The organism is Pseudomonas sp. NPDC087029, assembly GCF_044745345.1.
GTDB lineage: Bacteria > Pseudomonadota > Gammaproteobacteria > Pseudomonadales > Pseudomonadaceae > Aquipseudomonas > Aquipseudomonas faucium.
Genome location: NZ_JBIVAB010000014.1, coordinates 134,923 through 154,327, shown reverse-complemented (window position 1 = coordinate 154,327; position 19,405 = coordinate 134,923). Strand labels below are relative to the sequence as shown.

20 protein-coding genes and 1 pseudogene are annotated in these 19,405 nt (G+C 67.3%); 13 read left to right on the top strand and 8 right to left on the bottom strand.

The genetic code is table 11. The features are described 5' to 3' along the window. From ACIPG5_RS20540 to ACIPG5_RS20515, 6 genes are all read left to right on the top strand, one after another. Positions 1–171, top strand: a 171-nt coding sequence (locus tag ACIPG5_RS20540; protein WP_401377669.1) for a muconolactone Delta-isomerase family protein, incomplete at its 5' end; no start/stop codon positions are given. Positions 172–222: 51 nt separating this feature from the next. Then, positions 223–1,158 (top strand): catechol 1,2-dioxygenase, encoded by a 936-nt coding sequence (gene catA / locus ACIPG5_RS20535; protein ID WP_401377656.1) that lies wholly within the window; start codon positions 223–225, stop codon positions 1,156–1,158. A 235-nt stretch (positions 1,159–1,393) separates the two neighbouring features. Then, positions 1,394–2,752, top strand: a complete 1,359-nt coding sequence (locus ACIPG5_RS20530) for a spinster family MFS transporter (protein WP_401377653.1) — start codon at positions 1,394–1,396, stop codon at positions 2,750–2,752. 1 nt (position 2,753) lies between these two features. Beyond that, positions 2,754–3,701, top strand: a complete 948-nt coding sequence (locus ACIPG5_RS20525; protein ID WP_176517503.1) for an AraC family transcriptional regulator — start codon at positions 2,754–2,756, stop codon at positions 3,699–3,701. 79 nt (positions 3,702–3,780) lie between these two features. Continuing rightward, positions 3,781–4,881 carry an NAD/NADP octopine/nopaline dehydrogenase family protein gene (locus ACIPG5_RS20520; protein WP_401377649.1) on the top strand — a complete coding sequence of 367 codons (1,101 nt, stop codon included), beginning with the start codon at positions 3,781–3,783 and terminating at the stop codon, positions 4,879–4,881. Continuing rightward, positions 4,878–5,888 (top strand): 3-hydroxybutyryl-CoA dehydrogenase, encoded by a 1,011-nt coding sequence (locus ACIPG5_RS20515; protein ID WP_401377646.1) that lies wholly within the window; start codon positions 4,878–4,880, stop codon positions 5,886–5,888. Before ACIPG5_RS20520 ends, ACIPG5_RS20515 begins: the two co-directional genes overlap by 4 nt. Here ACIPG5_RS20515 and ACIPG5_RS20510 read toward each other — a convergent pair. From ACIPG5_RS20510 to ACIPG5_RS20490, 5 genes and pseudogenes are all read right to left on the bottom strand, one after another. Continuing rightward, a complete protein-coding gene (locus tag ACIPG5_RS20510; protein ID WP_401377666.1) occupies positions 5,850–6,575 on the bottom strand; it encodes a methyl-accepting chemotaxis protein in 726 nt (241 codons plus the stop codon). The two genes, ACIPG5_RS20515 and ACIPG5_RS20510, sit on opposite strands and share 39 nt — an antisense overlap. A 132-nt stretch (positions 6,576–6,707) precedes the next feature. Further along, a pseudogene (locus ACIPG5_RS20505) lies at positions 6,708–6,863 on the bottom strand (HAMP domain-containing protein); the annotation flags it as partial. Between the two features lie 1,254 nt (positions 6,864–8,117). Continuing rightward, complete coding sequence (locus tag ACIPG5_RS20500) at positions 8,118–8,744, bottom strand: NIPSNAP family protein (RefSeq protein ID WP_401377643.1); 627 nt, start codon at positions 8,742–8,744, stop codon at positions 8,118–8,120. An 81-nt stretch (positions 8,745–8,825) separates the two neighbouring features. Beyond that, the gene (locus tag ACIPG5_RS20495) at positions 8,826–10,070 is read right to left on the bottom strand and encodes an OprD family outer membrane porin (protein WP_286915157.1); all 1,245 of its coding nucleotides are present in this window, start codon (positions 10,068–10,070) and stop codon (positions 8,826–8,828) included. A 213-nt stretch (positions 10,071–10,283) separates the two neighbouring features. After that, positions 10,284–11,201 (bottom strand): LysR family transcriptional regulator, encoded by a 918-nt coding sequence (locus ACIPG5_RS20490; protein ID WP_176517509.1) that lies wholly within the window; start codon positions 11,199–11,201, stop codon positions 10,284–10,286. A 482-nt stretch (positions 11,202–11,683) separates the two neighbouring features. On the opposite strand from ACIPG5_RS20490, the gene iacA reads away from it, so the two are divergent. From iacA to ACIPG5_RS20455, 7 genes are read left to right on the top strand one after another with little or no spacing between them, the layout of a single operon-like run. After that, positions 11,684–12,853 (top strand): indole-3-acetate monooxygenase, encoded by a 1,170-nt coding sequence (gene iacA / locus ACIPG5_RS20485; RefSeq protein ID WP_176517510.1) that lies wholly within the window; start codon positions 11,684–11,686, stop codon positions 12,851–12,853. Positions 12,854–12,870: 17 nt separating this feature from the next. Then, on the top strand, positions 12,871–13,233 hold the full coding sequence (locus ACIPG5_RS20480) for an IacB protein (RefSeq protein WP_401377638.1): 363 nt from the start codon (positions 12,871–12,873) through the stop codon (positions 13,231–13,233). A gap of 15 nt (positions 13,234–13,248) precedes the next feature. Beyond that, positions 13,249–14,532, top strand: a complete 1,284-nt coding sequence (locus ACIPG5_RS20475; RefSeq protein ID WP_176517512.1) for a Rieske 2Fe-2S domain-containing protein — start codon at positions 13,249–13,251, stop codon at positions 14,530–14,532. After that, positions 14,532–15,008, top strand: a complete 477-nt coding sequence (locus ACIPG5_RS20470) for an aromatic-ring-hydroxylating dioxygenase subunit beta (protein ID WP_236237914.1) — start codon at positions 14,532–14,534, stop codon at positions 15,006–15,008. The genes ACIPG5_RS20475 and ACIPG5_RS20470 overlap by 1 nt, the downstream gene beginning before the upstream one ends. A gap of 10 nt (positions 15,009–15,018) precedes the next feature. Further along, positions 15,019–15,759 carry an SDR family NAD(P)-dependent oxidoreductase gene (locus ACIPG5_RS20465; protein ID WP_401377634.1) on the top strand — a complete coding sequence of 247 codons (741 nt, stop codon included), beginning with the start codon at positions 15,019–15,021 and terminating at the stop codon, positions 15,757–15,759. Between the two features lie 20 nt (positions 15,760–15,779). Further along, positions 15,780–16,739 (top strand): PDR/VanB family oxidoreductase, encoded by a 960-nt coding sequence (locus tag ACIPG5_RS20460; protein WP_176517515.1) that lies wholly within the window; start codon positions 15,780–15,782, stop codon positions 16,737–16,739. A gap of 11 nt (positions 16,740–16,750) precedes the next feature. Next, positions 16,751–17,248, top strand: a complete 498-nt coding sequence (locus ACIPG5_RS20455; protein WP_176517516.1) for a flavin reductase — start codon at positions 16,751–16,753, stop codon at positions 17,246–17,248. A 3-nt stretch (positions 17,249–17,251) separates the two neighbouring features. On the opposite strand, the gene ACIPG5_RS20450 is transcribed toward ACIPG5_RS20455, so the two are convergent. From ACIPG5_RS20450 to lpxO, 3 genes are all read right to left on the bottom strand, one after another. After that, entirely contained in the window at positions 17,252–17,821 is a 570-nt protein-coding gene (locus ACIPG5_RS20450; protein WP_236237907.1) for a GNAT family N-acetyltransferase, read from the bottom strand. Positions 17,822–17,900: 79 nt separating this feature from the next. Further along, the gene (locus ACIPG5_RS20445; RefSeq protein ID WP_236237908.1) at positions 17,901–18,245 is read right to left on the bottom strand and encodes a carboxymuconolactone decarboxylase family protein; all 345 of its coding nucleotides are present in this window, start codon (positions 18,243–18,245) and stop codon (positions 17,901–17,903) included. 146 nt (positions 18,246–18,391) lie between these two features. Beyond that, positions 18,392–19,291, bottom strand: a complete 900-nt coding sequence (lpxO, locus tag ACIPG5_RS20440) for a lipid A hydroxylase LpxO (protein ID WP_176517519.1) — start codon at positions 19,289–19,291, stop codon at positions 18,392–18,394. Positions 19,292–19,405 lie beyond the last annotated feature (114 nt).

Here is a 19,405-nt window from a genome sequence, read left to right as displayed (position 1 = left end):
CGCCACCTGTGGCGCATCGCCGGGCACTACGCCAACTACAGCGTGTTCGACCTGCCCAGCGTCGAGGCGCTGCACGACACGCTGATGCAACTGCCACTGTTCCCGTACATGGACATCGAGGTCGACGGCCTGTGCCGCCACCCCTCGTCGATCCATGCCGACGACCGCTGAAACGCACCCTGCGCCACGACTACCCGACAAGAACAATACGAGGTAAGCAAGATGACCGTGAAGATCTCCCACACCCCCGATGTCCAGGCCTTCTTCGAGCAAGTGGCCGGCCTTGGCCAGGCCGAAGGCAACCCACGCTGCAAAGCGATCATCCTGCGTGTGCTGCAGGACACCGCGCGCCTGATCGAAGACCTGCAGGTCAGCGAGGGCGAGTTCTGGCACGCCGTCGACTACCTCAACCGCCTGGGCGGGCGCAACGAGGCCGGCCTGTTGGCCGCGGGCCTGGGCATCGAGCACTTCATCGACCTGCTGCAGGATGCCAAGGACGCCGAAGCCGGCCTTGGCGGCGGCACCCCGCGCACCATCGAAGGCCCGCTGTACGTGGCAGGCGCGCCGCTGTCCGAGGGTGAGGCGCGGATGGACGATGGCACCGACCCGGGTGTGGTGATGTTCCTCCAGGGCCAGGTGTTCGATGCCCAAGGCCAACCCCTGGCCGGCGCCACCGTCGACCTGTGGCATGCCAATACCCAGGGCACCTATTCGTACTTCGACTCGACCCAGTCCGAATACAACCTGCGCCGGCGCATCGTCACCGATGCCGAGGGCCGCTACCGGGCGCGCTCCATCGTGCCCTCGGGCTACGGCTGCGACCCCCAGGGGCCGACCCAGGAGTGCCTGAACCTGCTGGGCCGCCACGGCCAGCGCCCGGCCCACGTGCACTTCTTCATCTCGGCGCCGGGGCACCGGCACCTGACCACGCAGATCAACTTCGAAGGTGACAAGTACCTGTGGGACGACTTCGCCTATGCCACCCGCGATGGCCTGATCGGCGCGCTGCGTTTCGTCGACGATGCCGCCACGGCGCGTGACCGAGGCGTTGCCGGCGAGCGCTTTGCCGAGCTGGCGTTCGACTTCCGCCTGCAAGCGGCCACGGCCCCCGAAGCCGAAGCCCGCAGCCACCGCCCACGGGCGCTGCAAGCAGGCTGACGGCCCGCAGCGGCCCTATCGCCGGCAAGCCGGCTCCCACAGCAAACCCTGTGGGAGCCGGCTTGCCGGCGATAGGGCCGGTACACGCCCAGCCAATACCACTGCCATACACCATTCCAATAACAATAAAAGGTCCTTGGTCATGCATAACCCCGCCCTGCGTTCGCTCGCCTGTTGCTGACAGGTCACTGCCTAGTAATCCCTCCCCAGGCTGTCCCATCAGGAACCCTCGAGCATGACGAACCTCACCCAAGAGCAGCACCTCGAAACCCCCACCAAGCGCTACTACTACGAGTGGTACGTGGTCACCCTGTGCATGGTGGCGTACATCTTCTCCTTCGTTGACCGGCAGATCCTGGCGCTGATGATCGAGCCGATCAAAGCCGACCTGCAGCTCAGCGACACCCAGTTCAGCCTGTTGCATGGCCTGGCGTTCTCGCTGTTCTACGCCTTCATGGGCATGCCCATCGCCTACCTCGCCGACCGCTTCTCGCGGCCGCGCATCATCGCCGTGGGGGTGATCTTCTGGAGCATCGCCACCGCCACCTGCGGCCTGAGCAAGAACTTCGTGCAGATGTTCCTCGCCCGCATCGGCGTGGGGGTGGGCGAGGCTGCGTTGTCGCCTTCGGCCTATTCGATGTTCAGCGACATGTTCCCCAAGGAAAAACTCGGCCGCGCCGTGGGCATCTATTCGATCGGCTCGTTCGTCGGCGGCGGTGTCGCGTTCCTGGTCGGCGGCTACGTCATCACCTTGCTCAAGGATGCGCAAACCATCGAGGTGGCCGTGCTCGGCGCCATGAAGGCCTGGCAGCTGGCGTTCTTCATCGTCGGCCTGCCGGGGGTGATCGTCGGCCTGCTGGTCTGGCTGACGGTGCGCAACCCAGAGCGCAAGGGCGCGCAGCTCGGTGCCGACGGCCAGGTGCGCAAGGTCAGGCTCACCGATGGCCTGCGCTTCATCGGCCGCCATCGCCGTACCTTCAGCTGCCACTACCTGGGCTTTTCGTTCTACGCCATGGCGCTGTTCTGCATGATGAGCTGGACGCCCGCGCTGTATATCCGCAAGTACGGCATGAGCCCGCAAGAGGCCGGCTTCATGCTCGGCACCATCCTGCTGCTGGCCAACACCACCGGCGTTGTGTTCGGCGGCTGGCTCACCGACCACCTGGCCAAGCGTGGCTACCGCGATGCGGCCATGCGCACCGGGGTGATCGGCGCGCTGGGCATGCTCGTGCCGGCGGTGCTGTATTCGCAGGTCGAACCGCTGTGGCTGTCGGTCACCTTGCTGGTGCCGGCGATGTTCTTCGCCTCGTTCCCGATGCCGGCCTCCACGGCGGCCATGCAGATCCTCTCGCCCAACCAGGTGCGCGCCCAGGTGTCGGCGGTGTTCCTGCTGATCAGCAACCTGCTGGGGCTGGGCCTTGGCACCACGCTGGTGGCACTGATCACCGACCGCTACTTCGGCGCACCGGCGGCGGTCGGCTCGTCGATGTCGATCGTCAGCTGCGGCGCGTCGCTGCTGGCCATCGTGCTGCTGGCCAAGGGCTGCAAGTGTTTCCGTGACAGCCTGCAGCGCGAACACGCCGCCGAGGCTTGAGATGCTCGAGCGCTTCCCGCTGCTCGACTCGCGCGATGTGGCCCAGATGCAGGTGCAGCTGGCCCGCTACCTCTGCCCGCACCGGTTGCGCGTGCTCAATGGCACGCCGCCGCGCCTGCAGGCCAGCGGCGTGGCCTTTGCCGGGGCCTGGCTGCTGGAGCTGGACTATGACGTGCCGGTGGAGGTCAGCCTCGACGGTGGCGGCGCGCACTACCTGTTCCGCACCACCTTGCAGGGGCAGTGCGAGGTGACCCACGGCCGCCATCAGGCGGCGGTGGCGGCGGGCGGGCTGAGTGTCAGTTCGCCGTTTGCCAGCAGCCGCATCGTCACCGGCGGCGCCTGCCGCAACGCGGTGCTCAGCCTGCCGCGCGAGGCGCTGGAGGTGCAGTTGCAGCACCTGCTGGGGCGCAGCCTGCGTCAGCCGCTGGCGTTCGCCGTACCGCTGGCGGCGACGCACCCCGGTGTGCACGCCTTGGCCGCTGCGCTGGACTACCTGTGCAGCTTGCTGGCACTGGAGCTGAACCTGGCACCCTTGCGCCAGGGCCTTGCCGACCACCTGGTGCAACTGCTGCTGACCCAGTTGCCGCACAACTATTCCGATGCGCTCTGCCAGGGCGCCGGCACGCCGCTGCCCGGCCCCGTGCGGCGGGCGCGCGACCATATCGAAGCACACCTGGACCAGCCGCTGACCCTGGCGGCCCTGTGCGCGCTCAGCGGCGTGTCGGTGCGCACCCTGCAGACCGGCTTTCTCAAGTTCCTCGGCCAGACCCCGGTCGAATACATCCGCGAGCGGCGCCTGCTCGCGGTCAACCAGGCGCTGCAGCGCGGCGAGGGCAGCGTGACCGAGGTGCTGCTGCGCTTTGGCATCAACAGCCCCGCGCACTTCACCCGCCACTACCGCCAGCGCTTCGGCTGCCGGCCCTGCGACACGAAACTGCGCAATCGCTAGCCTGCCTGCGTGATCGGATGCGCGGGCCGGCTGGGTGCTGGCTAGCATCGGCCTACCTTCAACACGCGGAGCGAACCCCATGAATGTCACGATCCTTGGCGGCGGCCACGGCTGCTATGCAGCGGCCGTCGAAATGGCCGAACGCGGCCACCACACCCGCCTGTGGCGGCGCGACCAGGCGGCGCTGCAGGCGCTGCAAGCGATTGGCAGCCTCACCGTGCGCGACTACCGCGGCCGCCGCCAGGTCGCGTTGGGCGAGCGCTTTGCACTGGTCGCCGACCTGGCCCAGGCCCTGGAAGGCGCGGACCTGGTCGTCATCCCGCTGCCCTCCACCAGCCATCCGGCGCTGGCCGCCGAGGTGGCGCCGTTGCTGCGCGATGGCCAGGTGGTGTTCCTGCCGCCGGGCACCTTCGGCAGCTATGTGTTCGCCAAGGCGCTGCGGGCCTGCGGCAACACCGCCGAAGTCGCCTTCGCCGAAACCGGCACCTTGCCGTACCTGGTGCGCAAGCACGGCGCCGACCAACTGGTGATCAGCGCCTACGCCACCCGCCTGCCCACCGGCGTGCTGCCCAGCCGGCTGTCCGCCCACGCCTTCGCCGTGCTGCGCGAAGCCTACCCCAGTGTCGAGCCCATCGAGAACGCCCTGAGCGGCGCGCTGATGAATGCCGGGCCGATCATCCACCCGCCGCTGATCCTGATGAATGCCGGCCCCCTGGAGCATTTCGAGTCGTGGGACATCCACAACGAAGGCACCCAGCCGTCGATCCGCCGGGTCACCAACCAGCTCGACGCCGAACGCATGCGCGTGCGCGAGGCACTCGGTTACCCGGCCCCGCACTTCCCGCTGGCCGACCACTACAACACCGACCAGGGCGATGAGTGGATGTATGGCCGCGGCGCCCACGGCAAGCTCACCGACAGCGGCGACTGGCGCGAGAAGATCGACCTGCAGCAGCACCGCTACATGCTCGAAGACACCCGCCTGGGCCTGTCGCTGCTGGTGTCGGTCGGGCGCTGGGCCGGCGTCTCGACCCCGGTGGCCGAAGGCCTTTTGGCGTTGGCCGCGGCCGTGACTGGGCGCGACCTGTACGGCGAAGGGCGAACCCTGGAAAACCTCGGCCTGGCGGCGCTCGACCGGGCGCAGATGGCCGCCATGCTGCACGCCGGGGTGGCGCCATGAATGGCCCGTTGCGGCACATCGCCGTGGTCGGTGCCGGGCGCATGGGCGAGGGCATCGCCCTGGCCTTTGCCCAGGCCGGGCTGCAGGTGAGCCTGATCGACCTCAAGCAGCGCGCGGCGCAGGCGGACCATTTCCAGGCGCTCAGGCGCAATCTTGAAGCCGAGGCGCACAGCCTGGTGGCCCTGGAACTGATCGGTAGCGTGCAGGCCGAACAGCTGCTGGCGCGCATACAACTGCTCACCCGAGCGCAAGGCGAGCCGGCCCTGGCGGGCTGCCGGCTGGTCTTCGAAGCGGTGCCGGAAGTGCTGGCGGCCAAGCGCGAGGCCATGGCCTGGATCGACCGGCATGCCCCGGCCGACGGCATCATTGCCTCGACCACCTCGACCTTCCTGGTCACCGAGCTTGCGCAGATGGTTTCGGCGCCGCAGCGCCTGCTCAACGCGCACTGGCTCAACCCCGCGCACCTGATGCCGCTGGTGGAGGTGTCGCGCAGCGAGCAGACCTGCGAGGCGAAGCTTGCCGAGCTGCTGGCGACCTTGCAGGGCATCGGCAAGGTGGCGGTGGTGTGCAACGCGGCGCCCGGCTTCATCGTGCCGCGCCTGCAGGCGCTGGTGATGAACGAAGCGGCGCGCATGGTCGAGGAGGGCGTGGCCAGTGCCGAGCAGATCGACCTGGCGGTGCGCAGCGGTTTCGGCCCGCGCTTTTCGGTGCTCGGCCTGCTGGAGTTCATCGACTGGGGCGGCGGCGACATCCTCCACCACGCCTCGGCCTACCTCAGCCAGCACCTGGGCGAGCGCTACCAGGCGGCCCAGGCCGTGCGCGACAACATGGCCGCCGGGCGCAACGGGCTGCGCGAAGGGCTGGGCTTCTACGACTACCGGCACATCGATGTGCCGGCCTATCGCCAGGCGCGCCTGGCCGCGCTGGTGCAGCGGCTGCGCCAGGCAGGCCTGGCGCCGTACTTCGCATCAGGCCTTGAAGCGCTGGATCAGCCCTTGCTGCTCTGACGCCAGGTCGTTCAACTGCTGGCTGATGCCGGCCGAGCGCTCGGCCTGGCCCGACAGCGAAGCGGTGACATCGCGCACCGCTTCGACGTTGCGGTTGACCTCTTCGGCGACGCTGCTCTGCTGTTCGGCGGCGCAGGCGATCTGCACGTTCATGTCGCTGATCACGCTGACCGCCTGGCGAATCTGCGCCAGGGCATCCAGGGCCTGACGCGCCTGTTCGGCATTGGCCTGGGCCTGCTCGTGGCTGTGCTGCAGGCTGCGGGTCACCTCGCGGGTGCCGGTGCGCAGGCTGTCGGTGATGGCGCCGATTTCCTCCACCGAGGCCTGGGTGCGCTGGGCCAGCCCGCGCACCTCGTCGGCGACCACGGCAAAGCCACGGCCGGCTTCCCCGGCGCGGGCAGCCTCGATGGCGGCATTGAGGGCCAGCAGGTTGGTCTGCCGGGCGATCGACAAGATCACCGCCATCACCGTGCCGATCTGCTCGCCGCTGTTGGCCAGGGCGTGCAGGCGCTGCATGCCGTCGCTCATGTCATGGGCCAGGGCCTGGATGCTGGCGCTGGCGTGCTCGATCACCTGCAGGCCATCGCCGGTGGCCAGGTCGGCATTGCGCGCTGCGGCGGCAGCCTGGGCGGCGCTGTGCGCCGAGGCCTGGGCCGTGGCCGACATCTGCTGCAGCGCGGCGGCCATCTGCTCGATCTCGCGCAGTTGCTGCTGCATGCCGGCGTTGGTCTGGCTGGCGATGCGCGCCGACTGGTCGGCGGTGTCGCGGGTGTCGCGCACCCCGGCCTGCACCTGGGCGATCACCGGTTGCAGGTGTTCGAGGAAGCGGTCGAAGGCGCGGCTCAGGCGCCCCAGCTCATCGCGGCCGGGGTAGGCCAGGCGGCGGGTCAGGTCGCCTTCGCCTTCGGCGATGTCTTCGAGCACCTGGGCCACGTGCAGCAGCGGCCGGCTGACGCTGCGGGCGGTCAGCCACATCATCAGCACGCCGAGCACCGCGACGCTCAGGCCCAGGCCGACCTGCAGCGCCAGGCTGCGCAGGCGCTGGGCGCGCATCTGCGTTTGCAGCGCCGTTACCGGGGCGCCCAGCACGGCCTTGGGCACGCTGACCAGCACGGCCCAGGGGCTGGCGTCGGGCAGCGGCTGGATGGGCACCAGCATGCGCATGTCGCTGGCGTCTTCGAAGGTTTGCCCATGGCCTGCGCGAATGGCATCGAGCATGGCGGCGGCGTGTTCGGGGTGGCGCGCCGTGAGCAAGCTGCCCAGGCGCTCGGGGTGGCGGCTGTCACCGGCCAGCAGGCCGGCGGTGCTGACGATGGCGATATCGCCCTGGCCCTCGTAGAGCGCGGCGCTGGCGGCTTCGGCGTCGCGCTGCAGCGCGCCCAGGTCGATGTCCAGGCCGATCACCGCCACCACCCGGCCCTGGTCGAGCAGCGGCAAGGTCAGGCTGGTGACCAGCCGCGCGGTGCCGCTGGAGCTGTCGACGTAGGGCTCCAGCAGGCAAGGTTTGGCGGCCTTGCGCGAGCAGCTGAAGAAGGCATTGAACGGCGCGCCGCTGGGGCCGGGCGAGGTGTCGGCGAGCAGTTGTTCGTCACCTGGCACGGCCTGCAGCTGGCCGGGGGCCGATTGCAGCCAGTACAGGGCGAAACGGCCCTGGTCGTTGCTGCCCCGTGCCAGCTGGCCGGCGAAGTCGGCATCGCGGCCATCGAGGGCGTTGCGGTCGAAGGTGATGAACAGCCCCAGCAGCTCCGGCCGCCCGGCCAGGGCCTGGTGCAGCACCTGGGTGAGGTCGCTGCGCAGCTCTGCCGCAGGCACCTGGTCGCCGGCGGCACGTTCGCGCAGGTGCATGACCTGGCGGCCGACGCCTTCGGCGAAGGTGTAGGCGCGGGCGAAGCCCTGCTGGATCTGCAGCGCCTGGGCCTGGCCTTCGGCGCGCAGGTTCTGCCGCGCCGCGGCCAGCAGCATGTCGCTGGCACTGGCCTTGGCCTGGTCCTCGCTGGCCTGGCGCTGGGCCAGGGCGAGGGTGGTGAGCAGTACGACAACGGTGGCCAGGCACAGGCTGGCGAGCAGGGTGATCTTGTTATGGATGCTCAAGGCGTTGGTCATGTCGTTGTTTTCCGCGACGCGAATTGGGCTCGCGGCAGGCTACCGGGGCGGCAGCGGCAACGGTATGCCTGCGCGGGCAATTGGCAGGCAGCGCCAAGAGGTTGGCACGCCTGGGCAATCGCGGCTTCAGGCAAGCGGCGAGAAGGGCGCGGGCAGGTACACCACCGACTGCATCTTCTGCAGTTGCGGTGCCGAGTTTTCCGGCGGCCACACCCCATCGCGCACGGCGCGGGTGCGCACGTCGAGGCGTTGTTCGAGGCTGGCGTAGGGCCAGATGTGCAGGTAGCGCGGCACGCGGCCACTGGTGGCGTAGAACGCCGCGTACACCTGGGAGTAGTCGGCCCCGGTACGCGGGCCGACGGCCTTGCGCCAGCCGGCCAGGGTCGGGGCCAGGCCCGAGCTCACCAGGTCGTACTCGCGCAGCTCGAAGAACGGCCCGTGCTTGCCGGGTGTCAGTGGCTGCAGGAAGGGGAACAGGCGGTAGTCGTCGATGTGCTGCTTGAGGATGAACTCGCCGATACCGAAGGCATCGCTGGCGAGCAGCACGCGCTGGCGTTCGCTGGCCTGGGCCTGGGCATCGGTGAAGCGGCGCAGCACGGCAATGGTGTTTTGCGGGCCGATTTCCGAGAGCCAGCAGCCGACCAGCTCGACCCCGTCGCCGGCCTCCTGCAAGGCGGCTTGCAGGCGCGGCAGGGCCATAGCCTGGGTGCGCACACGGAGGGTGAAGCGCAGCAGTTCGTAAAGGTCGGACATGGCGGTGGTTCCTTGGTTTGCAATAAAAGCGCCCGAACCCTCCCCGCACGGAAAGGCCCGGGCAAAAACGGTGAGCGGCGGCTACCAGAACTTCCAGGTGTAGGAGGTGATCAGGCGGTATTCGTCGTAGTCGGCGCCGTACTTCTGCTGGGTGTGGATGTTCTTCAGGTCGAAGGCCAGGTCCTTGAGCGGGCCGCTCTGCACCACGTAGTTGAGCATGATGTCGCGCTCGCTTTCCTGGTCGCGGTCAAGGCCCGCGCCGCGGTCCACATCGGTGCCCCGGGTATAGCGGGTGAACAGCTTCAGGCCCGGGACGCCCAGGGCTGCGAAGTTGTAGCCGTAACGCAGCGACCAGCTGCGCTCGTCCGGGCGCAGGAACGGGATGCTGCCCCAGTTCGGCAGCCACAGTTGCGGCACGTAGCCGTTCAGGGTCGGGAATACCGTGTCACCGGTCATGCGCTGGTAGACCACGCCGACGGTGTGGCCGCTCTTTTCCACGCTCACCAGGCCGTAGTAGGCGCGGTTGTCCACCGGGCCGCTGCGTGCGGCGCCGTCTTCCTGGTTGTTGAAGTAGCCGATGTCGGTCTTGAGCTGGTAGCCGTCGGCAAAGCGCAGGGTGTGCTTGATGCCGGCGTAATCCTGCTTGTAGATGTCGTTGAGCACGCCGTGGAAGTAGCTGCCCTGCAGGTCGGGCGTGAGCGCATAGGTGGCGCCGGCGAAGTCCAGGCCGTCGCTGTCCTGGCTGTCGCTGGTGCCGTAGCGGTACAGGCGCTCGTGGTTGGACGACTCGCGGGTGACGATCGACCAGAACCGCCCGCCGACCAGGGTCAGCTTGTCGATGTCGCGCGATTCGATCACCGCGCCCTGGTAGATGGTATCGAGCTGGCGGCTCGGGTCGTTGGAGGCGACCGGGTAGAACGGCCGCTGGTCACCGACCTTGAGCACGCTCTTGGCGTACTTGAACTTGAGCGTGGCGCCGCCACGGCTGTAGTCGTCGGAGGTTTTCTGGCGGTGGCGGCTGTAGGGCAGCGAGCCGTCGTTGCCGGTGGCGTCCAGGCGCACGGCGTATTGCCCGTCAAGGTCCAGGCCGACCGCCACCGGGGTGTCGGTGTAGCCGGACTCGAACTGCAGGTCGAAGCCCTGGGACCAGTTGCCGGCCTTGGACGCCGGGGCATCGTGCTGGGTGTAGTTGCGGTTCAGGTAGAGGTTCTTGATGTTCAGCGAGAGGTGGCTGTCATCGACCAGGTCGGCCAGGCCGACCTGGGGGAGGGCGCACGCCAGGCACAGGCACAACGGTTTTGCACGCAGGGGCCATCGCAGTTCCATGGGGGTATTCCTGGAGGTGTGATCAGGACAAGACCGGGGCAGTGATGCAACTGGGCAGGAAGGGCCGCAGGTCGGTTGCCTGCTTGTCTGTCACGTTGTTCTTGTTGTTTTGGGTGTGCGGTGCACGACAGCAACGCTAATGGGCCAGCGCAGGTGGCTCAATGACAGGGGCGGGCAAAGTCGTTGCGTTTAGCGCAACGACCTGGGCGAAGGTCACAGCACCTTGCGCATGGCCTTGGCCATTTCGGTCGCCAGCGCCCGGCTCAGGTCGTCCAGGGTGCGGCCGCGGCGGGTGACGACCTGGATGTCGGTGGCGTTCATCTGCGCGCAGTCGACCGCCAACGCCTTGAAGGTGCCGCCCTTGAGTTCGTCGATGATCGGCAGCTCGGCGAGCAAGGTCGCGCCCAGGCCCGAGCGGACGAAATCGAGGATCACCGCCAGCGAGTTGGAGGTCAGCGTCGGCACGATCGCGACCCCCTGCGCCTGGCAGGCATCGTCCACCAGCTCGCGCACGCGAAAGTTGGCGCCGGGCAGCACCAGCGACTCGCGGGCGATGTCGGCGAGGCTGACCCGGCTGCGTTCGGCCAGGCGGCTGTCCCGGTGCACGATCAGGCGCAGCGGCTGGGCCAGGCTGAACAGGCGGCTCAGGCAGGCCGTGGGGCTGGGCGCGAACACCACGCCCAGGTGGGCCTGGTCGCTCATCACCAGGCGCTGCACCTCCAGCGAAGGCGCGCTGATGATCTCGGCCTTGTGCGCGCCATGGGCCTGGAGAAAGCCCTGCAGCGCGTTGATCGCCCGCGCCCCGAGCAGGCCTTCGCCGATGGCGATCACCGTCGAGGCCTGCTGCTGCTGGCGCAGGGCGTCCAGGCGGCTGAGCAACTGGCTGTGCTGGCGCTGGCGCTCGACGTAGTAGTCCACCGCGGCCTCGCCGGCGTGGGTCAGGCTGATGCGGTGGGTGTCGGGGCGCACCAGCTCGATGCCCAGTTCCGCTTCGAGCCGGGCAATCTGCCGGCTGACCGAGGAGGTGGCGACCCCCAGGGCTTCGGCGGCGGCGCGCATGGAGCCTTTGTCGTGGCTCAGGTGCAGGTAGCGCAGGCGGTGATCCTGCAGTTCGATGGGGCGGGTGGGCATGGCCTCGACCTCGGGGTGTGCACGCCAGGCATGGCGGGGGTGCTGTTCTGATTGTTCTTGTGGGCGCGATGCCCAGCCATGCTACACCAGCTTTTTTATCTCCGAAATCATGTGAAAAGTGTATTAAAAATTTTTCGACATATCGCCAGGCCTGGTTAGTTTTTTTGGCTAGCCAGCTGCTTCGAAATTCATCTTTAAAGCCGATAAAAATCAGATAGATAGCCTTGTTTTGCGGTGCTAGTCGGGCATGCGTCCGTCGAAAAAATGCGTTTTTAAGCGTGAAAATTCAATTGACAATTCACGTAATTGACCGCAGATTTTTGTCACCGGCACCCAAAACAAGAGAGACAGAACATGCCGCACGATCCCGCCTTTGCCCCCTTGCATGGCCGCTACCTTGCTGCAGCGAGCCCTGCCATTTCGCCTCCTGCCCAACGACACCTGCCTCAACCACAACACCGCGCCTGAGACGGAGAAAGTCCATGGATTCGCTTTGCCTGCGTGCTGCGCCCGAGTCGGCGCTTGCCAGTGGCCCTGCCTTCGAGGCTTTGCTGGACGGGGTTCGTGATCGAGCCCGTCTGGGTGAGTTCGATCGCCAACGCCATATTTCCCGCGACGTGATCGATGCCTTCAAGGCCCACGGCGTCTACCGTGCCCTGGTGCCCAAACGCTTCGGCGGCCTGCAATGCTCGCCCGGCGAGTTCTGCGAGATGGTCGAGCGCATCTCCCACGCCGACGGCTCCGCCGGCTGGGTGGCGAGCTTCGGCATGAGCCCGGTGTACCTGGCGGCGCTGCCGCTGGAGACCATCGCCCAGATCTACGGCAACAGCCCCGACACCGTGTTCGCCGGCGGCATCTTCCCGCCGCAGCCGGCCGAGATCGTTGCCGGAGGCTTCAAGGTCAATGGCCGCTGGAAGTACTCCAGCGGCTCCATGGGCGCCGACATCGTTGGCGTCGGCATCGCCCCGCGCAACGGCGACAAGCTCGACCTGCCGCGCCTGGCGGTGCTGCCGCGCAGCCAGGCGCGCATCGAAGAAACCTGGGACACCGTCGGCCTGCTCGGCACCGGCAGCCACGACCTGCTGGTCGAGGATGTGGTGGTGGGCGAGCAGTGGACCTTCGTGCGCGGCGGCAAGCCGAACCTGGACGAGCCGTTCTTCCGCTACCCGTCGCTGTCGTTCGCCACCCAGGTGCTGTCGGTGGTCGGCCTGGGCATTGCCCGCGCCGCCCTCGACGAGCTGTCGGGCATGGCCAGCGGGCGCATCTCGGTCACCGGCGCCCCGGCCCTGGCCGACCGGCCGCTGGCCCAGGTTGATGTGGCCAAGGCCGAGGCCGCGCTGCGTTCGGCCCGGGCGTTCTTCTACGAATCGATCGAACGCGCCTGGCAGCACGTGCTGGCCGGCGACCCGGTGCCGATCGAGGTCACCAACCTGTTGCGCCTGTCCTCCACCCATGCCGCGCGCGTCGCTGCAGAGGTGGCGCGCAGTGCGCAGCTGCTGTCGGGCATGACCGGCATCTACAACGAAAGCCCGCTGGCCCGCTGCGTCAACGATGCGCAGGTGGTCACCCAGCACGCCTTCATGGGCGACGTCACCTACCAGAACGCCGGGGCGATGTTCTTCGGCAAACAGCCCCTTCCGGGCTACCTGTAACTCTCGGGATACCAGTCATGAGCGATAACAAAGCCTTGCGCGTGCTGTTCTGCATGGGCATCAACCAGAACTTCTTCGACGCCGCGCGCGAGGAGCAACTGCAGGTGTGGGCCGCCTTCAGCGCGATGTGGAACGCCATCCACGACCTGCCCGGGGTGAACGTGCTGGGCAACATGGACGACGACCAGGGCATGGTCGGGCCGTCCGATGGCTTCCCCTGGACCACCTACCTGCTGGCCGATGTGCCGGACATCCAGACCGTGCACGCCGCCTGCAACCTGTTCCGCACCACCGCCGTGGGCGAGGGGCCGTACAAGCTGTGGCGCTATGCCAAGGTCGAGGCCCGTGTCGGCCGCGAACTGATCATCCAGCGCGTCTGAGAAGAGGACTTATCCGTGACCAACCTGATTCCCGCCGTCAACCTGAGCGTCGACCCGGCCGAGCTGGTGCAGCCAGACCGCGTCCACACCTCGCTGTACACCGACCCGGCGCTGTTCGACGCCGAGCTTGAAAAGATCTTCCACAGCACCTGGATCTGGGTCGCCCACGAGAGCGAGATCCCCGAGGCCGGCAGCTACAAGACCACCTACATCGGCAAGCAGCCGGTGATCGTCGTGCGCGACCGCAAGAAGGCGGTGAACGTGCTGCTCAACCGCTGCCGCCACCGCGGCGCCACGGTGTGCGAACACAAGAAGGGCAAGACCAACAGCTTCGTCTGCCCCTACCACGGCTGGGGCTATGCCCTGGACGGCTCGCTGCGCGGCGTGCCGCACCCGGAAAGCTACGGCGACTGCCTGGACAAGGCCGAGCTGCCGCTGGTCAGCCTGCGTACCGAAAGCTACGCCGGGATGATCTTCGCCACCTTCAAGGACGACATCGAGCCACTGGAAGACTTCCTGGGCGCTGCGAAAAAGTGGATGGACCTGTTCATGAAGCAGGGCGCGGGCTACGGCATCAAGGTGCCGGGCGAGCACCGCTTCCGCTTCCCCGGCAACTGGAAGATCCAGCTGGAGAACACCACCGACGCCTACCACTTCCCGCTGGTGCACAAGAGCTTCCTGTCGTCGGTGGATGAACAGACCCTGGAGCTGTTCGACTTCGTCAAAGGCCCTGGCTACGTCGAGGACCTGGGCAACGGCCACAGCGTGATGGTGATGATCCCCGAGCTGGTCGACCTGGAAGCCGACCTCGACAAGCCGATCCCCGAGCGCTTCGAAGCGCTGGCCGCCGAGCTGCGCGACGAGGGCATCGACGAGCCGCAGGTGCGGCGCATCGTGCGTGCGGTGGGCGGGTCGGGCTTCAACCTCAACCTGTTCCCCAACGTCGCCTGCTCGATGGCGTTCTTCCGCGTGCTGCAGCCGATTTCGGTGACCGAGACCGAGATCCACCACTCGGTGATCACCATGGACGGCGGCCCGGCGGCGGCCAACCGCTACCGCCTGCGCCTGCACGAGCACTTCCAGGGCCCGATGGGCTTTGGTACCCCGGACGATTCCGAGGCCTGGGAGCGCGTGCAGAAGGGCGCCAGTGCCGGCGAGAACCTGTGGATCATGCTCAACCGTGGCTTGCCCGGCGAGCGAGCCAGCGAAGATGGCCTGGTTTCCGACGTGAGTGCCGAAACCGGCATGCGCGCGGCGTACCAGCAGTGGAAAAAGATGATGAGCGCGGAGACCAAGTGATGAACCTCAACCTACTCAACGAAGTCACCGCGTTCATCTGGCAGGAAGGCGACATGCTCGACCACGGCGAGTACGAAGCGTGGCTGGCGCAATGGACCGCGAAGGGGACGTACATCATCCCGATCAACCCGAAGGAAACCGACTACGAGAACACCCTCAACTACGCCTACGACGACCACCACATGCGCCGCCTGCGCGTGCAGCGGCTGATTGGCGGCGAGTCGATTTCCACCAGCCCGCAGCCGCGCACCGTGCGCAGCATCTCGCGCATTCGCGTGCTCGGCGATGACGGGGTCAACGTGACCGTGCGCGCCGCGCAGAACATCCGCGAGTTCCGCAAGGAAAGCCTCAAGCACTACACCGCCGACCTGACCTACACCCTGGTGCGCGCCGAGGGTGGGTTCAAGATCGCGCGCAAGGTGATCAGCCTGATCAACAGCGACGATACCCTTGCCGGTATCGGCTACATCCTGTGAGGGCCCGGCCATGAACCAAGTCGCATTGGTAACCGGGGCAGGGCAGGGGCTGGGCCGGCGCTTCTGCGCCCGGCTGCTCGCCGCAGGCTTCGACGTGGTGGTCTCGGACCGCGACCTGGCCTTGGCCCAGGCCACGGCCGAGCAGCTCGCAGGGCAGGGCGGCCGTAGCTTGGCAGTCAAGCTCGACGTCGCCAGCAAGGCGGACTTCGAGCAGGCCCTGGCCCAGGTGCTGGAGCACTTCGGCGCCCTGCACGTGGTGGTCAACAACGCGGCGGTGACCAAGACCACGCCGCTGATGCAGATCAGCCCGGAAGAGTTCGACGCGGTGGTCGGCCTGAACCTGCGCAGCGCGTTCCTCGGCTGCCAGGTATTCGGCGCGCACCTGGCCGAGCGCGGTTACGGGCGGATCATCAACATGGCCTCGCTGGCCGGGCAGAACGGCGGCACCGCCACCGGCGCGCACTACGCGGCGAGCAAGGGGGCGATCGTCACCCTGACCAAGGTCTTCGCCAAGGAATTCGCCGCCCGCGGCGTCACCGTCAATGCCATCGCCCCAGGCCCGATCGACTCGCCGGCGGTGCATGCCGCGGTGCCGGCCGAGCGTCTGCCGGGGCTGCTGGCGAACATCCCGGTGCAGCGCCTGGGCGATGCGGATTTTCTTGGCGACCTGATCGTGCAACTGGCGCGCCCCGAGGCCTACTTCACCACCGGGGCGACCTGGGACGTGAACGGCGGCCTGTACATGCGATGAATCACTACAGGACACCGCTGATGAACGAACAACTGTTGAACGTGATCGTGCGCAAGCGCGAGATCCAGGGGGCCGATGTGCTGGTCCTCGATTTGGGCCGGGCCGATGGCGCGGCGCTGCCTGCCTTCGAGGCGGGGGCGCACGTGGACATCCACGTGGCCCCGGGCCTGGTGCGCCAGTACTCGCTGTGCAGCGACCCGGCGGACGCTTCGCTGTATCGCCTGGGGGTGCTGAAAGACCCGGCCTCCCGTGGCGGCTCGGTGGGGGTGCACGAGGTGCTGGTGGAAGGGCGCGAGGTGCAGATCAGCACGCCGCGCAACCTGTTCCCGCTGGCTCCCGATGCACGCCGCTCGATCCTGCTCGGTGGCGGCATCGGCATCACGCCGATGATCGCCATGGCCCATGCCCTGCACCAGCAGGGCGCCGATTTCGAATTGCATTACTGCGGGCGTTCGCGCAGCCGCAGCGCCTTCCTCGAGGCCTTGGCCAGTGCGCCTTTCGCCGGGCGGGTGGCCACCCACTTCGACGACGAAGACGCCGCACAGCGCCTGGACCTGCCTGCGGTGCTGGGCGCCGCGCAGGCCGGCACCCACGTCTACACCTGCGGGCCGTCGGGCTTCATGGACTGGGTGATCGGCGGCGCGCGCCAGCAGGGCTACGCCGAGGACCACATCCACAAGGAGTACTTCCAGGTCGAGGTGGATGCCAGTGGCGCCAGCTTCGAAGTGGTCGCCGCGCGCAGCAACAAGACCGTGCAGGTGGCCGAGGGCCAGAGCATCCTCGAGGCCCTGGCCCAGGTCGGCATCAAGATCGACATCTCCTGCGAGCAGGGCGTGTGCGGAACCTGCATGTGCGAAGTGCTCGAAGGCGAGCCGGACCACCGCGACGTGTACCTGACCGATGAAGAAAAAGCCGCGAACGACCAGATCCTGGTGTGCTGTTCGCGGGCCAAGTCCAACAAGCTGGTGCTGGATATCTGAGGAGCATGACCATGGTTGACGTAACCCAATTTCGCAACGCGATGGCCATGCTCGGTGGCGCCGTGTCGGTGATCACCACCGATGGCCCTGCCGGGCGCTTCGGCTTCACCGCCTCGGCGGTGTGCAGCGTCACCGACGCGCCGCCGACCTTGCTGGTGTGCATGAACCGCGCCTCGTATTCCAACGAGCAGTTCAAGGCCAACGGTGCGCTGTGCGTGAACGTGCTGGCCGGCACCCACCAGGACCTGTCGGGGGCCTTCGCCAACCGCCACCTGAGCATGGAAGAGCGCTTTGCCACCACCCACTGGACCGTGCTGCAGAGCGGCGCGCCGGTGATGCACGAAGCGCTGGTGAACTTCGACTGCCGCATCGTCCAGGTGCACGAGGTGGGCTCGCACAGCATCTTCTACTGCCAGATCGAGGAAATCCGCCACGGCGGCGCCGATGATGGGCTGGTGTATTTCAACCGTGCCTATCACCGCGTGTGCGAGGCCTCCAAGGCCTGCTGAAACCTAGCGCCCGCGCCGCCGCGAAACCCGGGCCTCGATGTTCTTGCGGCCGATCAGCAGCGGTGGTTTTTCCACCACCGGCTCGTCGGCCAGCCACTTGTACATCACCAGGCAGTCCACCAGGCCCAGGCGGGCGTGGCGGAACGCCTTGGGCAGGCGGCCGACGGTGTCGAAGCCCAGCGTGTGCCACAGCGCCACGGCCGCTTCGTTGCTGGCCACCACCGAATTGAACTGCAGCGCCAGGAAGCCTTCCTGGCGCGCCAGCTTCTGCGAGTGCTCGCACATCAGGCGCGCCACGCCACGGCCACGGGCGGCCTCGGCGACCATGTAGCCGCAGTTGCCGACATGGCCACCGGGGCCGGCGGCATTGGCCTTGAGGTAGTAGCTGCCGAGCAGTTCACCGTCGGCTTCGGCCACCAGCGTGTGCATGGGCAGCTCCAGCCACAGCTGGCGGGCTTGTTCCAGGCTCAGGGCCGGGTCGTAGGCGTAGGTTTCACGGGCCTGGACGATGGCCTGGAAGGTGGGCCAGAAACGCGCGAAGTCGTCGGGCGTCATGGGGCGGATGTGAATCATGGCGGTACCTGTGGGGGCTAGGGCGCCAAGTCTGAGAGGCGCGGCGCCGTCGCGCAAGGGCGGCGACGCCGCAGGGGGCTCAGCCGCCGGCCTTGCCCACCGCGTCCATGGCGCGGGCCGAGTAGACCAGCGCGGCACCGGCATTCATCGCCACGGCCACGCCCAGGGCCTCGGCGATTTCTTCACGGGTGGCGCCTTGCTTGAGCGCCTGCTGCGAATGCACGGCGATGCAGCCGTCGCAGCGGGTGGTGACGGCCACGGCCAGGGAGATCAGCTCGCGGGTCTTGGCATCCAGGTGGTTGGTCTTGGCACCGGCGCCGCTGGCCGTCATGTAGCCGGCCACGGTGTCGGGGGACAACTGCTTGAGATCGCCGATGCCGGCCATCAACTGCTTACGGTAGGCGTCCCAGTCCATCATGCTCATCGTCTTCACCTTGGGGAGGTTGCGAGTGGAGCTATGAGGCTAGTCGAAGATGGCGGGGTCTGTGCGGGCCTCATTGCCGGCAAGCCGGCTCCCACAGGGTGTAGCTGTGGGAGCCGGCTTGCCGGCGATAGGGCCGAAAGGGCCAATCAGATATAGACGAACACCAGCACCAGCGCCGCCACCACCAGCCATTTCTCCAGGTAGTAGCGCATGCGGTTGCGCTTCTTCAGCGCCTTGCCGCGTTCGCGGATCTTGTAGATGCGGGTGAACAGGCGGTTGATGCCGCCGGTCTTGTCGTTGGCATCGTTCGGCGCTGCCGCCGCGGCCATCACGTTGCGGCTGAACCAGCGGTTGAACGCGGTGGCCCAGCGGTACTTGAGCGGGCGCTCGACGTCGCAGAACAGGATGATGCGGTTGTGCTCGGTGGTGTTCGCGGCGTAGTGGATGTAGGTTTCGTCGAACACCACACCCTCACCGTCGCGCCAGGAATACTTCTCGCCGTCCACGTCGATGTAGCAGCCATCGTCGTTCGGCGTGTCCAGGCCCAGGTGGTAGCGGTAGGAGCCGGCATACGGGTCGCGGTGGCGCACCAGCTTGGCGCCTGGCGGCAGGGTGGCGAACATCGCCGCCTTGACCGTGCCGATGCCCTGCAGCAGCTCGGTGGTGCGCGGGCACAGGGTCATCGCCGACGGGTGGCTTTCGCCGTACCACTTCAGGTAGAAGCGCTTCCAGCCGGTCTTGAAGAACGAATTGAAGCCGACGTCGTCATAATTGTCGGACTTCTTGATCTCGCCCACATGCAGCAGGCGCTGGGCTTCCTCGCGAATCTCCTGCCAATGGTCCTGCAGCGGCTGCAGCTCGGGGAAGGCTTGCACCGGCAGGTAGGGCTTGGCCGGGTGCTTGGAGAACAGGTAGAGGAAGCTGTTGACCGGGGCCAGGAAGCTTGAGTGGTCACCGAGCTGGCGAGTCAGCTTGTGACGTACCCGACCGCGCAGGTGAACATAGGCGATCGAGAGGACGAAGATCAGTACGAGTGCAATTTTCATGGACGATTCTTTGTCGAAAAATGGCCATGCGCCATGGCATAAGCCCGCCAGCATAAACAATCATGGGGCGAGTTTGTAGATATTGTTGGCCGATTGACGGGCGACTTAGGTGTA